Source organism: Marinobacter litoralis (genome assembly GCF_016427555.1).
In the GTDB taxonomy this organism is placed as follows: Bacteria; Pseudomonadota; Gammaproteobacteria; order Pseudomonadales; family Oleiphilaceae; genus Marinobacter; species Marinobacter litoralis_A.
Genome location: NZ_JAELVS010000001.1, coordinates 286,214 through 300,733 on the forward strand (window position 1 = coordinate 286,214; position 14,520 = coordinate 300,733).

The window sequence follows — 14,520 nt, forward strand, 5'->3', positions numbered from 1 at the left end:
GCCCTTTCAGCCCTCAGGGGCAAGACCGCTGCCGGCATTACACCTTAAACTGGGCTACCAACTCACGAAGGCTCTCGCCCAGGCGCGCTAATTCATGGCTGGCTTCATTGGTTTGATTCACTCCGGTGTCGCTCCGCTGTGCCGCATCTACAATTCGCACAACGTTCTGGTTCACTTCTTCCGCAACCTGGCTTTGCTGCTCTGCCGCTGTGGCTATCTGGGTAACCTGATCATGAATCTGGGCGATCGAGCTGACAATCGTATTCAGCGCGGAGGTCGCGTGGTTAATCCGCTCAACCGTTTCTTCGGAGCTTCGGCGCGAATGGTTCATCCGTTCAACAGAAGCCTTGGTTTCTGCCACGAAGCCACCGATCATCTCGCCAATCTGGTCCGCAGACTCTGCTGACCGGCGCGCCAACTGCCGAACTTCATCAGCCACCACAGAGAAACCACGGCCGTGCTCTCCGGCCCGGGCCGCTTCGATGGCTGCGTTCAAAGCCAGCAGGTTGGTCTGTTCCGTCACCGCATGAATCACATCCAGCACCTGCTGAATGTCACCAGATTTCTCTGCCAGTGCGTTGATGCTGGCAGCGGTGCTTTCAATTTCACCGGACAGCTGAGTTACTGCACCTTGAGCGCTGGTGATGGTTTCACCGCCTTCACGGGCCATGCGATCGGCATCCGAGGCCGCGCTTTCCACTTCATTGGTGTTGCCGGATATTTGCTGGATGGTGGCGGCCATTTCATTAATCGCCGAGGCAATTTGGTCGGTTTCAGAACCCTGCTCCTGCACCGACTGACTGGTTTCATTCGCCACCCGGCTAAGCTCTTCTGCCGCAGAGGCCACCTGGTCAGTGGTGATACCCACTTCCCGGATCGTGTTTTGCATTTTGATCACGAACTGGTTGAACCGCTGCCCCAATTCGGCGAGCTCATCCGAGCCATTCTCCGGCAGGCGTTGGCGTAAATCACCGTCGCCATTGGCGATGTCCTGCATCGTGTCGCTGACCCTTTTCAAGGGCACCGTCACGGTGCGGCCAATCAACAAACCCACGATCAGAGCGACGATGACCACGACGGTGGTCGCGAGCAATGTAAACAACATGTCCTCTGAGACGATATCGTCGACATCTTGTTTTGCCGCAGCCAGCACCTGATCGATATCCGAAATGTAAACGCCTGCGCCGATCATCCAGTCCCAGCCGGGCACCAAAGTGGTGTAGGACAGCTTTGGCTCAATCGCACCATTTGACGCTGGATTCGGCCATTCATACTGGTGAAAGCCATCGTTGGTCGCCGCCTGGAACAAGTCACCGACCAGCCCCCGGACCTTCGGGTTGCTAGTGGGGCCTTCTTTGTCGGGGTTCGGTGCATAAGCCAGATTGAAAACATCTCGGGTATACGCGAACACGTAGTTCGACTCACCAAAAGAGATGGCTCGAATGCGCTTTCGCGCCTCGTTTTTGGCTTCTTCCGGCGACAAGTCAGGGTTGTTCTTCGCCTCTTCAACAACATCGTTGACGGCCTCGACCAAATCCCGAAGCCCCTGTTTCTTTGCTGCGAACAACTCTGCTTCAAGCCGATCCAGCTCTGTCTGGCCAATGGCTTTGATTTCCGCGACCGAAATCCAGGCAATAGTCCCCGCCGTCAGAAGCACCGGTACCAGTACACCAATCAACAGTCGAGTTCGTATTCGCAGGGCGCTTATCAGGGGCATAGGGGTGACTCCGGTTTATTATTGGTGTTGGCCTAGAAGCTACGTTATATAGTCAATGATAACGGCCGGCGCGACCGCAACTTAAGCACGGTCGCCGCATTTTTTCGCCCCGGAGCGAACGCTTAGCCCATACGCACCAACTTCGCCTCCAACAACAGGGTCGGCCCTAACTTTGCCACCTTCACGGCCTCCGGATTCACCCCAAGGTCTATCAGGGTGTCATGGATTTCATCCATACTGTCGGCCGCAGGGGCAGCTAACAACAACTCCCGAACCGCACCCAGAACCATTTTCACCGGGACTGTCATGAAGTAACCCGAAATCAGCATCATCATCACCGGATCCGCATACACCGACAACGCGGACCACTGACTGCGCTCAATCAACCACGCGATGGCAAATCCGAGCATCACCGCCGCACTCAATACGGTATCCATCAGCCACTGATCTTGCTCAGCCAGTACGAGGCCCGACCCGTTCCGGTGGCTGGTCCAGCGCAAATAAGCCCAAACCAGCAAACAACCGGCCACACTGATGGCACCAAACACCAGCGCCATTCCCGCTTCCACCGGCCGGCCGCCCTGAAACACCGACACCACCGCCGAGACAAACGAGATCACACACACCAGGCCAATGACCAAACCCTTCACTGCAATCACCAGAGGCTCTACCGCCCCCATGCCGAATGGATAGTCTTTCGTTGCTGGCCGGCGGATCAATCGGGCGGCATACAAAGACAACAGCGACAACACCAGGCTGACCAAGGAATAGGCGCCGTCGAAAAGAATAACTAAAGAATCGACCCAAAGGCCCCATACGATACCGGCAACTGCAAACAAGCCAGCCGCGATCGCAGACAATTTCAGCGCCATATTTTCCCGCGCTAGAGAAGTGAACATTTTGACCTCCTATGAATAAGCGGCCATATTAGTGGGATCCATTCGTTGGCGTGAGTCACTGAGCGACGGAAAATCCGTCGGAAATACAGAATCGTGAAAGCATCACAAATCAAAACCTTTTTGTCGGTCGTCGATCACGGCAGCATTGCCGCTGCGGCCCGACATCTGAGCCGTAGCCGTACCACCGTCAGCACGGTGCTAGCCGCGCTGGAAGACGAGCTGGGTGTGGAGCTGTTTGAGCGCAGCGGCAACCAGTTACACCTGACCGCCATCGGCCAGTCCATCGTGACCGACTGCCGGCGCTTCGATCAGGTAGCGGGCCAGATTCGGTCACGTTGCCAACACCATCTCAGCGGTGCGGAATCGGTCTTGCGAATTGCTCGAGACGATGCGATACCGGAAGTGATCTGGCGCGATCTTTTGAAACGCCTGAAGCAGAGATTTCCTCAAACCAGCTTATCGGTGTATCTCGCACCGCCCCGGGAACTCACGCGCCTTGTTCGCAATCAATCCGTCGATGTCGCCTACGGCCTGATGCCCGAGCTGTTGAGTGAAGGCTATCAATGGTTCCGGGAGCTTGCAGACGTGCGCATGCTCACCGTGGCCGCGCCGGACCATCCTTTGTGCCAGTTGAAGCGGGTGACGCAGGATCAGCTGGTGGCCCACACGGAAGTCACCATGGCCTACATGGAAGACGCCCAATTGGTGGCGGAGTCACCGGAAACCGCCAACTATCTTGCTTTTACCCAATACGAGCTGATTCGGGATGCGGTCATAGAGGGTGCGGGCTGGGCAGACCTGCCGTTACCGCTGATTGCAGAGGCACTGAGAAAGGAACAGCTGAAAACCATCAACCACCGGAGCGCCCGATGGTGGAAGGTTTTCAGTGCATTGGAAACGGAGCAAGCCCAGGGGGGTGAGGTTGTCGGCTGGCTGGCAAACGAGCTGGAAGCCTATCTGGAAACCATGGTTTAACGCTGTTTCATGCCCGGGCCCTGCCGTTCCAGGCCGACCAGGAGTAGATCGCCAAAGCCACCCAAATCATCACGAAGCTGATCAGCTTCTCGGTACCCAGTGGCTCGTGAAACACATACATGGCAATCAGAAACTGCAGGGTAGGGTTGATGTACATGAGAAACCCGACCGTAGACAGCCGCAACCGTCGGGCCGCGCCGGCGAAGGCCAGTAGAGGGATAGCCGTTACTATCCCGCTCGACATCAGCAACAAGGCATTGGTGGTACTTTCCGTCAGATGTGAAAGATCCTGAGCCGACAACCACGCCAACGCCAGGAGTCCAAGCGGCAACAGCAGGAGCGTTTCAACAAACAAACCCGACAATCCGTCCAGATCAACCTTCTTACGCATCAAGCCATAGGTGCCAAAGCTGAAGGCCAATGCCAGGGTTATCCACGGCAACACACCCAACAGGACAATCTGATAAACGATGGCGATCGCCGCCAACACCACCGCGGCCACCTGCAACCGGGATATGCGTTCACCCAGGATGAGCAGCCCCATCGCCACATTCACCAAAGGTGTCAGAAAATAACCCAGGCTGGCCTGCATTACTTGCCGGGTTTCCACCGCGTAGATGTAAATCCCCCAGTTCAAGGCAATGAAAACAGCGCACCCCAGTACAAACCCCAGTCGTTTCGGGCGTTTTAATGCCGTTTTAACCGGGGTCCACCGCTTCAGCAATGAAATGACCGCTGCAAGAAACACGCAGGACCACACCACTCGATGAATCAGCACCTCCCAAGCAGGAATGCCTTCAAAGAGAGCGAAATAGAGCGGAAAGCTGCCCCACATGGTGTAGGCCGCTAATCCGTATGCCACGCCCTTGCTGGTTTCCGACACTGCCTTGTTCATAAATCACTCACTTATGCAAACAACAGACCTTGTACTTTCGGCCACTGCCGCAAGGGCATACATCGTTTCGACCAGGCTTAAGCTGGCCTTCACTCGTGTCGCCGCTCAGGTAGTACCAACGCCCACCCTCTTTGATGAAATCCGAGCGCTCCTCCAGGTAACGCCAGCCCTCGCCCGCCCGATAGAACGCCCGAAAATGCACCTTTCCTTTAAATCCGCTCTCACTCGCAGAAACAACCTGCAGTGAGGTCCACTCCGGCGAGCCCTCCAGGTCCAGCTCCGCCGGCCGGGTTTCAGAGTGCCAGGTCGCCAGCAAGTAGTCGGCGTTTTTCATGACAAACGCTGTGTAGCGAGAACGCATCAGCGCTTCCGGTGCCGGGGCTGGCTGGCCGAGATGCCACAACTGGCAGCAACGCTCATACTTCAAGGCGCTGCCGCAGGGACAAAGCACAGATGAATTGGTTGCATCCATTAACAACACTCCTTTTTAATGAAACCAGCCAGCAACACGACATACTGGAAAAGACGGCGGATTAGGTCATACTTCAACGATCAATGGACCTGAACATAACGAAGACGTCTTCAATCATGACACCCAAGATACCGTCTATCGAGCTCCCGGATGAGCCAAGCACGGAGTCCCCGGCCGCGATGATATCCGCAGGTGGGCTGCAGGTTGTGCTGGATAACCTCGACGCACTGGTTTACGTCTCAGACTTTGAGACCTACGAACTGCTCTACATGAATGCCTATGGCCGCCGGGTCTGGGGCGACATCGCTGGTCGAAAATGCTGGCAAGTGCTGCAGGGCAGCGACGGCCCTTGCGATTTCTGCACCAACCATCTGTTACGATCGCCCGACGGTTCCGCCAGGCCTCCTCATGTCTGGGAGTTTCAGAATCAGGTGGACCAGCGCTGGTATCAGTGCAGAGACCAGGCCATTCCCTGGTCCAACGGCAAACTGGTCCGCCTGGAAATTGCCACCGATATCACCGACCGGAAAGAAATCGAACTGGCCTTACACAAAGCTCACGAACGAGCTCAGGCAGCCGCTCTGGAAGATGAGCTTACCGGGCTACCCAACCGCAGGGCCTTCTTCCAGTTTGGCAATCACATACTGCATCAAACGCTGCGCAATCACTCAACGCTGTCGATGGTGATGGTAGACCTGGACTTCTTCAAACGCATTAACGACACCTATGGCCATCAAGCCGGAGACGAGGTGCTCATTCGTGTATCTGAGGTCATGCAGGCGCGGCTTCGCGAATCGGATCTTATTGCACGGATGGGAGGGGAGGAATTCGTACTCTTACTACCCGACACATCCACTGACAAAGCCTGTGAAATCGCGCAGCAACTGCTGACACTCATTCGTGCTTTGGGCGTGCCCCATGAAGGCCACACCATCAAGCTCAGCGCCAGCTTTGGCGTCACCAGTAACAGCCCAACCGACCCCAATCTGGAGGCGCTTCTTCAAAGAGCGGATCAGGCGCTCTATCAGTCCAAAGAGCAGGGTCGCGGCCGAATTTCGCTTTATGCCGACTGACCCCGCGCTCTGGAATAATCCTATTACCGACGTTTTGTCACGGCCATGGTCAAGCGGGAAATACAGGTCAGTTTACCCTGCTCGTTTTCAAGGCGAATTTCCCAAACCTGAGTCGCACTGCCTATGTGCATCGCCTTAGCGGTGCCATATACCCAGCCACTGCTCACCGGGCGAATATGGTTGGCGTTGATGTCCAGCCCTACGGCAACCGTACCCTTGTCTTTCAGAACACAGTTAGCTGCCATGCTGCCCAGGGTTTCCGCCAGCACTACCGAAGAGCCCCCGTGCAAAATCCCAAATGGCTGAATGGTGCGCTCATCCACCGGCATACGGCCTTTCACATAATCGTCACCGATTTCGAGATACTCAATACCCATATGACCGACCGCCGTGTTCTTGCTGGCTTCTGTCATCTGCTCAATACTGGGGGTTACTGTCCAAATTGCCATTGTGTAGTGTCTCCGAGTTGAACTTTAAATTCATATAGTTGTCATGGGGTGAGTCTATACAGGTAGCATGCTTAGAACCACGCCTTTATAGACAGAAGCTTTTACCATTTACCAGCAGACCAGGAAAGAGAGGGACCTGAAATGAAAAAAACACGGCTAATCGCCACCGCTGCTCTGGCACTGACAATCACCTTGCCCGCGGCTGCCCAGATGAGCATTGAAGACCAGATCAAAGCACGCCAGGGCGCATACCAGTTCATGGCCTGGAACATGGGCAAAATCAAAGCTCAGGCCATCGATGGCGACGTTGCCTATAACGCCGATCAGATGAAAGCCGCCGCGAACGCTATTGCTGCGGTTGCCAATTCCGGCATGGGCGCCCTGTTCAGCCCGGGATCATCACTGGACAAGGCGGAAAACACTCGCCTGAAACCCGAGTTTTTCGAACAGCCCGAGAAAGCCCGCGAAGTCGGCATGAATTTTGGCCGCGAAGCCAATAAGCTTCAAGCCGTTGCCGCCAAAGGCGACAAGGCGGCCTTGGCACGCCAGTTTGCGGCCGTAGGCAAGACTTGCAAAGGCTGTCACGACAACTTCCGCGCCAAGTAAACAGTAGGCCTTACCACCCCAGATTCTGGGGTGGTGGCTCCGGAGCCGGGGGCGGTGACACCAAACTGCCGCTAGCCCCGAGAACAACCACGCCAGCCAGCAGCAAAGACACCAGAAAGGCCACTGCACCGCCGCCCTTGGCATCGTTTGCAACCCCCGGGGTCACCCGTTTTCTACCGGTAATCATCGGCCGCACCAGGTTGTCTTTCTTCACTTTCGAATACCACAGCACCGCCAGAACGTGCAGCGCAACCAACCCGTAAAGATACCATTCGGTTTGCCGATGCCAGCTACCAAGCGTGTCGCTCCAGGATGACGAAACCAGCGGGTACAAGGGGCCCTGAAACGAAATCTCGTCGTTGGCAAACAATCCCGTCACGGCCTGAAACCCGAACAGGCCCAGCAATGCCAGCACTGACAAGGCACCAAGCGGATTATGGCCCACACCCTGCCATTGTCCCCGAAGGTAGCGCAAAACCGCCGACGGTCCGCGGACAAACGAACTGAAGCGGGCGTAGGTAGACCCCAAAAAACCCCAAGCGATCCGAAAGCTCAACAAACCGACCACAAACAAACCGAAGCGGCTATGCCACTCGGGCATTCCCGTTTTGATGGTGACAACCGCGCCCGTTACGGCCAACAACAAAAGCCAGTGAAACAATCGCGTCGGCAAATCCCACAACCGAATATCTGTCATACCTGCCTCTCTTCCCAACGACTTCCACAAGACCGCATCAGGCGCTATAAGTTCCGAAAACCTCAGCCCATAACATCGTTGCCGATCACCTCGGGGCGTCTTGTGCCTCGCGTTTCGAACCTATAATCTCTTTTGCTGACGTAAACTAACCTGGGGCACGCATTCGTGCGGCCGCCTCCGAGATATAAAGTGAGTTCAATCTGCATACGATGTATCGAACAATCCTGCTGCTCGCATCGCTGATGGTGTCGATACACACGTTGGCTGCCAGTTCAGCAGCCCCCAACCCGCCGCACAACATCGGCTTTTACTACGGCCACGAAGCGCCAATTGGGAGCCTTTATGCGTATGATTGGCTGGTGCTCCAACCAAGCCAGACCACCAATGCCCGCCTCGACTTGCTGCAAAAAGGTAACACCCGCCCCATAGCCTATTTAAGCGCCGGGGAAATGGCTTTTACCGATCAAGCCGCTCAAAGTTTGCAACAAGACTGGGTACTTGGGGAGAACACCGCCTGGAAGAGCTATGTGCTCGACATTCGCAACGAAAGCGTACGCGATTTCATGCTCGAGCAGGTGGTTGCTCCAGCTATAGCCCGCGGGTTTCAAGGGGTTTTTCTGGACACCCTCGACAGCCACCTTCTAACGAATGAAGGCCGTGAGAACCCACAAGCATTCGCAGAGGCACAGGGGTTATTGATTGCCACGATTCGCGAACGCTTCCCGGATAGCCGAATCATCATCAATCGCGGCTTCCATCTGCCTGAATCAGCCCATGCAAACGTCGATGCTTTGGCCTTCGAGTCCTGGCGCAACGGTTACGAGGCCGGTGGTCGCCGGTACTACGCGGTGCCTGAGCAAGACCGGGAATGGTTGGCTAGTCAATTGGCCCATTGGCGCGAAGCACACCCTGAACTCCCCATCATTGCTATCGACTATGCAAAAACAGCGAGCAACGCGGTAGAAAAGTCAGAGCAGCTAAGACAAGATGGCTTTATTCCCTATGTCTCTGACCATCACCTGAACCGCCTTGGCCCGACGAACCCTGCGGTTACAAAGCGCCACGTTCTGGTTTATCACGACCTGCCAGAAAGCCAAACCGACCGCAGCATAGTCCACCGGAGGCTGGGCATTGTTCTGGAGCGCCTAGGTCTCGTGCCGGTCTATCGTTCCCTCGAACAACCGCTACCGAAAGAGCCGGTAACTGACCGATTCGCAGGCATTGTCGCCTGGTGGGAAACCGACGTTCGGAAAACCCGATTTTGCCGCTGGGCGGGTAAAGCACAGTCTGTCGATTTCCCGGTGGTTCTGTTTGGCCTTCGCCCAACGGCCAGCCAATGCAACAAGTTGATGCAGAGTCGGCGCACCTCGGCTCCCCAGGGCGAACTTCAGGTTTCAGCAGGTCACCCCTCTATGGGCAACTTTGAGAGCAGCCGTATTCCCTCGGCAGCCTTTTCCCCATTACCCCAACCCAGCGCAGCGAATTCGTGGCTGACAGTCACCGATGCATCCGGCGCGAGCTTCAGCCCGGTTTATACCCACGATGAAGGCGCCGTTGCTACCGCAGGATTTATCTTCGAGAATGGGCCGGATGATCAAGCCTATTGGTTGTTCGACCCCTTCAGCTTTCTTAAAGAAGCCCTGAACTTATCCGCTTTTCCGGCCATCGACAGCACTACCGAAAGCGGCCGACGCATACTCACGGCGCACATTGACGGAGATGGATTGGTCTCTCGAGCCGAACTGCCCGGACGGCCTCTGGGCTCGGAGGCTATCCAGCAACAAATACTGAAGGTCTACGACATCCCCCACACCTTGTCTGTGATTGAGGCCGAAACCTCGCCGAAAGGCCTTTACCCAGAGGTCAGCGCCGAAGCCGAAGCCAGCGCCCGGTCCATGTTCCGAATGGACTTGGTAGAGGTGGCGTCACATTCCTACAGTCACCCCTTTTTCTGGGGCATGCTCGAGGGTGGCACCGACACCGCGGCCAAACTGGACGAAACGCTTTACGGCTATTCCATGGAGGTGCCGCGGTATACGCCCCACGTAGATCGTGAAATCAATGATTCCATCGCCTACATCAACCGACGACTGGCACCGCAAGACAAACCAGCATCGGTGTTTTTATGGACCGGCGATGCACGCCCCGGGCCAGAGGCTCTGAGAGCGGTACGCGAACTAGGGTTGGTAAACGTGAACGGAGGCGACACGCACCCGCTGCCTTTCGATTCCGAATTGGCCGGTGTCTGGCCGGATGCCCGGCCAATCGGTGATGAATTGCAGGTATACGCACCGGTGATGAACGAAAACGTGTACACCAATCTTTGGACCGGCCCGTTTTTCGGCTACCGGAACGTGATCGAAAGCTTCAAGATTCTGGAATCCCACAATCGCCTGAAGCCCATGGGTATCTATTACCATTTTTATTCGGGCACCAAGCCTGAAGCCCTTCAAGCGTTAAAAGAGATCTACGATTACGCCCTGTCACAACCCGTAACGCCGCTGTACTTAAGTGACTATGCCAAGCGCGTTCAAGGGCAGTACTACTCCGCTTTGCTGCAGCCCGATGACAACAGTTACCGCTGGCGCGGCATTCAACCACCCTCTACCGTTCGTATCAGTCAGAATCAGTATCCCGACCTGACAAACAGCCGGGGTGTCGCCGGCTACCACGATGTTGGTGACGTGCGCTTTGTCCACCTCAGCGGGAGCGACCCTCTGCTCGTACTTGCGCCTGAACCCTCCCCGGGCCCCATGCTCGATTCCGCCAACGCACAGCTCATCAGCTGGCAACGCAGCCGCAAGAACAGCCACTGGTCCATTCAGATTGAGTTTAAAGGGTATCAGCCCCTGGAATTTTCGTTGTCAGGCACTTCGGAATGCCGCGTCAACGGAACCAGGCTGATACAAGAAACCAGTAACGGTTTGCTGCACTTCCAGTCTGACACGCAACAAGCTGGCCGCTTCGATATGGAGTGCCGTTAATCCATGCGCCAACGTAAACCGGCTTTTTTCAGCGTTCCTGCGCTGTTGGCTCTGGCCGCATTGATTATGGTTACGTTGTACCTGTTGTTTCCGCGACAGGCGATTTATGAAGACCCGGGATACCTCGAATCACCCGACAGCATTTCACTGGCCTATCTCGAAACGCTCCTCAAATCTGACCCAGATAATCAGGCCCTTCGTCTGACACTGGGTCGCATGCAACAAAAAATCGGCGAACATCAGAAGGCCATTGACACGCTTTCACCGCTGATAAAACAGCCCAACGTCCCTCTTGAAGCAATGACAGCCTACACCGCGCTACTCAGGGGTAATTTTTTCCGGGCTCAAACGGCACTGGGGCACCTACTGGTGCGCAGCGAACTGGCAACCACGCTGAGCCAAGCCTTGTTGCAGCCATACGCCCTTCAAGAAAAACAAACACTCATGGCAGACAACCTGACTCTGCTGACCGAAAACGAACAGTTAACCGTTCGACAGCAGTTCTTTGAACTGGCAACCGGGACCCAACGCCTGAGGGCCGGCCAGGCGCTCGCCAAGCTGCAAGAAGCGGTCGGCCTGACCACGAACGCCATCTACACCCTGGATTCTGTCAGCCGACTCGTCCCGCCCCAAGAGGCAGATGCGTTTGTTGCCAACCTGATTCGACTCGACCTGGCAATCAAAGAACCTCAACGTGCTTTCCAACGATTCCTTGCACTGCACCGGAACAACAAACTAGATGCTCAGCAATTGCGCCAAGGCATCCGCTTGGCTAACTTTGCCGGTCAACCCAAGATCCGTAACCGCTGGATAGCGCAGCTCGCAAAGGCAGAGCCATCGAACCTAAACATTCAACGCGAGCTTTTGGCACATCAACTCGGTCAAAACAACCTTCGTGATGCGCTAAAAACCGCGCAACGAATAGAAGCTAGCGGTCAGAGCCTCCCCCCAACAGACCAGGAACAGCTGGCCCAGCTCTATGAATGGAGCAATCAACCAGATAAAGCCCTGGCTTATTGGCGGACACTGTTTCTGGAACAATCACCGAATGACTCGACCTCGCATGCTTACGAACGCGCGACCAATCTCGCGGAAGGCTTGTTTCAATGGCCCACGCTGGTTGAATTGCACGAAGTGCGTGCCAAGCGCCGGCAGCTGTCCGAACAGGGCTATATCCAGCTGACAGACGCTCTGATCCGTGTCGGTGACTGGGCGGCGGCTAACCGGTACCTGCTGGAAGGTACCCGGGACTATCCCGCCAGCTCGACACTCCGGCAGCGTGAGCTAGCGCTATTGACAAACAATCGCCAGTTTTTCGAAGCCATCGATCTACTCGAAGCGGCCCCCAGCCTCAACGATGAAGAGCGGGTACAACTGGCCAACCTGCATTGGCGCACGCGGAATCCCGAAGCCGCTCTAGCCGAGCTGGCATTTACCCCCAAAGATCCAGCGCTGGCGCAAGAAGTTGAAACCATGCGACTCAGTTTGGCTCGAATGCTGAATCGTACCGACATCCTCGAGCAGTACTTCCACCGTGTCGCCGAAGGGCCTGTCGATACGCTGTCGGTTGAAACGAGAGATCAATTAATCGGGTATTCGTGGCAGTTCGGCACTCCAGAAGAGACGCTTCGGTTGAGTAAAGCACAATACCAGGCAACCGGCGAAACCCGTCATCTAGCTATTGTTGCCGAGCTGCAAAGCTCGCTTGGGCGGTTCCGGGAACTGGCACAATCACTTGGAACCTGGAGCGAACGCCTGGGCGAAACAAAACGTGACCCGCGGTTCTGGCGCCTCAGCGCGCGTATGCATCAGCAGCAAAACAACCCACAAGCGGCACAGCGCGCCTACCTTCAGGCCTATCGTTTGGCGCCAGAGAACACCGGACTGTTGTCTGCCTGGGGCTGGTTTCTGATCAGTCAGCCAGATCTGTTGCCCGGGCGCTTACCCCTCATTTTGGCCACGCTGGAAGATTCACCCGCTGCCAAAGATTACGCACTGCAGGTCTACGGCCATTACGCACTGGGCCACCGCGGGAAAGCGAATGCCTGGCTAAGCGCCGCGCGCCAGCACTTAACCGATGATCCAAGCCAGCTTCTGGCACTGGCCGATTACGCAGAAGCCTACGAAACCGGTAAACATGCGGAAGCCGAAGCGCTTCGCCAACAAGCTGTTCTGCATGCGGGTACACGTGAAACGCTGGCCCCGGATGTTAAAGACCGCCTCTATGCAAATCTCTGGGACCCGCAGCGCGTGCCTCGCGAACCGCTTTACCAGTCCGACAACCGAGCCTTGCAAATCGACCTCGAACTCCGTGACCTCGGCGATTTCGCTCTGAACACCGCAGGATTGACCGGTCAGTTCAGTCATGACCGTTACCGTTGGATGTTTTCAGCGGGCCAGAGTCGGGCCAACGACCGGGGCCGGCTAAAACAAACACCGAAACCCGGCACCAGCGGCAAATTGCAGTGGCAAAACAACTACGTTGACCATTTGCTCACCGCAGAGATCGGCCTTTACTCCTTCGCTGGCGGGGAACAAACGAGTGGGCGCGTCCAACTGGACAGTCAACCAACGGATGGGGTAACAATCGCCGCCAGCGCGAGCTTTAACGAACGCGTTAATGATAGCGCTGAAGCCTGGTGGCTTGCCTCCGCCAACCGGCTATCGCTATCCACAAGCTACACGCCGTGGTCCCGAATGACCGTCGGAGGGAGCCTGGACTACCGATTCATCGATGAAGCGTTCGGTGGTCAGATAGGCAACGGCTACAACGCCAACCTGCAGACCACGTACCGTCTGTTCGAGAGCGATCCTGCCTGGCGCTTGTCACTGAACTATCAGCGCCAGTCGCTGAATGTGAGCGACAACTTATCATCCAGAACCCTGTCGCTGCTGGAATCGCCGCTTGCGGCCAACGATCTGTTAAGCGAAGACTATGAACGCGTTGGGTTCACATCGGAATGGTCCCACGGAGAACCCCACGCTCTTTATCGCAGCCGTCCTTCGCCTCGCTACTTTCTGGCCTTGGATACGGGCTATGTTGTCTCCAATGCGAGTATTGATTTCGGCGCCCGTGCCGGCTTGGGCTGGCGTGTGCTGGGCGATGATGAATTGGCGCTGTCTGCAGGTTACAGCTCCGACAGCCTGGGCGGCGAGCCCCGTGCAAACGCAAAATTAACGTATACCCTTTATTTTGGTCACTAACAGGAGTTTTATAATGCTCATGCGATCTCTTACTCTCGGGCTTTCTCTGGCCTTTATGGCCGGTTGTTCGGTCATGCAGAGCCAAACACCCTCCGAGCCAGTCGATCTGGACAGCCGCTTTGCAGTGATTCCACTGGGCAACCTGTCGCAAACTCCGCAAGCCGGCGACCAAGCCGCCAGCATTCTCAGTGCCCTGCTGCGCGCGCGAGGGGCCTCGGAAGTCGAGCTTTACCTTCCCGCCGACGACAATCCGCTGATTTACGACAACCACGACCGTCAACAAGATGCTATTGCCACTGCACTGGATCAAGGTGCAGACATCATCGTAGAAGGCACCGTTGATGAGTGGCGCTACAAAAACGGTCTCGACGGAGAACCCGCCGTTGGCCTGACATTGGTGTTCCGTGATGCCGAAGACAACTCGGTGATCTGGTCCGGCACCGGAGCCCGCACCGGCTGGGGCCGTGAAGGCGTTGCCGTTGCCGGCCACAAAGTCTTGGAAAATTTGCTGGACGAAATGCCTGTGCTCGAAGCTGCGCGCTAAACCGA

12 protein-coding genes are annotated in these 14,520 nt (G+C 56.1%); 6 read left to right on the forward strand and 6 right to left on the reverse strand.

The genetic code is table 11. The features are described 5' to 3' along the window. Positions 1–37 precede the first annotated feature (37 nt). Both JAO79_RS01335 and JAO79_RS01340 read right to left on the reverse strand, forming a co-directional pair. Complete coding sequence (locus tag JAO79_RS01335) at positions 38–1,717, reverse strand: methyl-accepting chemotaxis protein (RefSeq protein ID WP_199005370.1); 1,680 nt, start codon at positions 1,715–1,717, stop codon at positions 38–40. Between the two features lie 122 nt (positions 1,718–1,839). Next, on the reverse strand, positions 1,840–2,616 hold the full coding sequence (locus JAO79_RS01340; protein WP_199005371.1) for a cation diffusion facilitator family transporter: 777 nt from the start codon (positions 2,614–2,616) through the stop codon (positions 1,840–1,842). Positions 2,617–2,709: 93 nt separating this feature from the next. Between JAO79_RS01340 and JAO79_RS01345 the strand changes: the two genes are divergently transcribed. Beyond that, a complete protein-coding gene (locus tag JAO79_RS01345; RefSeq protein WP_199005372.1) occupies positions 2,710–3,591 on the forward strand; it encodes a LysR family transcriptional regulator in 882 nt (293 codons plus the stop codon). Positions 3,592–3,598: 7 nt separating this feature from the next. On the opposite strand, the gene rarD is transcribed toward JAO79_RS01345, so the two are convergent. Continuing rightward, positions 3,599–4,486, reverse strand: a complete 888-nt coding sequence (rarD, locus tag JAO79_RS01350) for an EamA family transporter RarD (protein ID WP_199005373.1) — start codon at positions 4,484–4,486, stop codon at positions 3,599–3,601. A gap of 7 nt (positions 4,487–4,493) precedes the next feature. Then, positions 4,494–4,958 (reverse strand): YchJ family protein, encoded by a 465-nt coding sequence (locus JAO79_RS01355; RefSeq protein WP_199005374.1) that lies wholly within the window; start codon positions 4,956–4,958, stop codon positions 4,494–4,496. Positions 4,959–5,074: 116 nt separating this feature from the next. On the opposite strand from JAO79_RS01355, the gene JAO79_RS01360 reads away from it, so the two are divergent. Next, positions 5,075–6,031: a sensor domain-containing diguanylate cyclase gene (locus JAO79_RS01360; protein ID WP_199005375.1), complete on the forward strand. Its 957-nt coding sequence runs from the start codon at positions 5,075–5,077 to the stop codon at positions 6,029–6,031. Between the two features lie 23 nt (positions 6,032–6,054). Here the strand turns inward: JAO79_RS01360 and JAO79_RS01365 are convergent, their stop codons facing one another. Beyond that, positions 6,055–6,480: a hotdog fold thioesterase gene (locus JAO79_RS01365; RefSeq protein WP_199005376.1), complete on the reverse strand. Its 426-nt coding sequence runs from the start codon at positions 6,478–6,480 to the stop codon at positions 6,055–6,057. Positions 6,481–6,621: 141 nt separating this feature from the next. On the opposite strand from JAO79_RS01365, the gene JAO79_RS01370 reads away from it, so the two are divergent. Further along, entirely contained in the window at positions 6,622–7,086 is a 465-nt protein-coding gene (locus JAO79_RS01370) for a c-type cytochrome (RefSeq protein WP_199005377.1), read from the forward strand. A 10-nt stretch (positions 7,087–7,096) separates the two neighbouring features. On the opposite strand, the gene JAO79_RS01375 is transcribed toward JAO79_RS01370, so the two are convergent. Further along, positions 7,097–7,783 (reverse strand): cytochrome b/b6 domain-containing protein, encoded by a 687-nt coding sequence (locus tag JAO79_RS01375; RefSeq protein ID WP_199005378.1) that lies wholly within the window; start codon positions 7,781–7,783, stop codon positions 7,097–7,099. Between the two features lie 209 nt (positions 7,784–7,992). Between JAO79_RS01375 and JAO79_RS01380 the strand changes: the two genes are divergently transcribed. Genes JAO79_RS01380 through JAO79_RS01390 form a run of 3 tightly spaced genes read left to right on the forward strand, consistent with a single transcriptional unit; the run spans position 7,993 to position 14,515 of the window. After that, positions 7,993–10,767 carry an endo alpha-1,4 polygalactosaminidase gene (locus JAO79_RS01380; RefSeq protein WP_199005379.1) on the forward strand — a complete coding sequence of 925 codons (2,775 nt, stop codon included), beginning with the start codon at positions 7,993–7,995 and terminating at the stop codon, positions 10,765–10,767. A 3-nt stretch (positions 10,768–10,770) separates the two neighbouring features. Continuing rightward, positions 10,771–13,971, forward strand: a complete 3,201-nt coding sequence (locus JAO79_RS01385; RefSeq protein WP_199005380.1) for a tetratricopeptide repeat protein — start codon at positions 10,771–10,773, stop codon at positions 13,969–13,971. Positions 13,972–13,984: 13 nt separating this feature from the next. Next, a complete protein-coding gene (locus JAO79_RS01390; protein WP_227664284.1) occupies positions 13,985–14,515 on the forward strand; it encodes a penicillin-binding protein activator LpoB in 531 nt (176 codons plus the stop codon). The last annotated feature ends 5 nt before the right edge of the window (positions 14,516–14,520 follow it).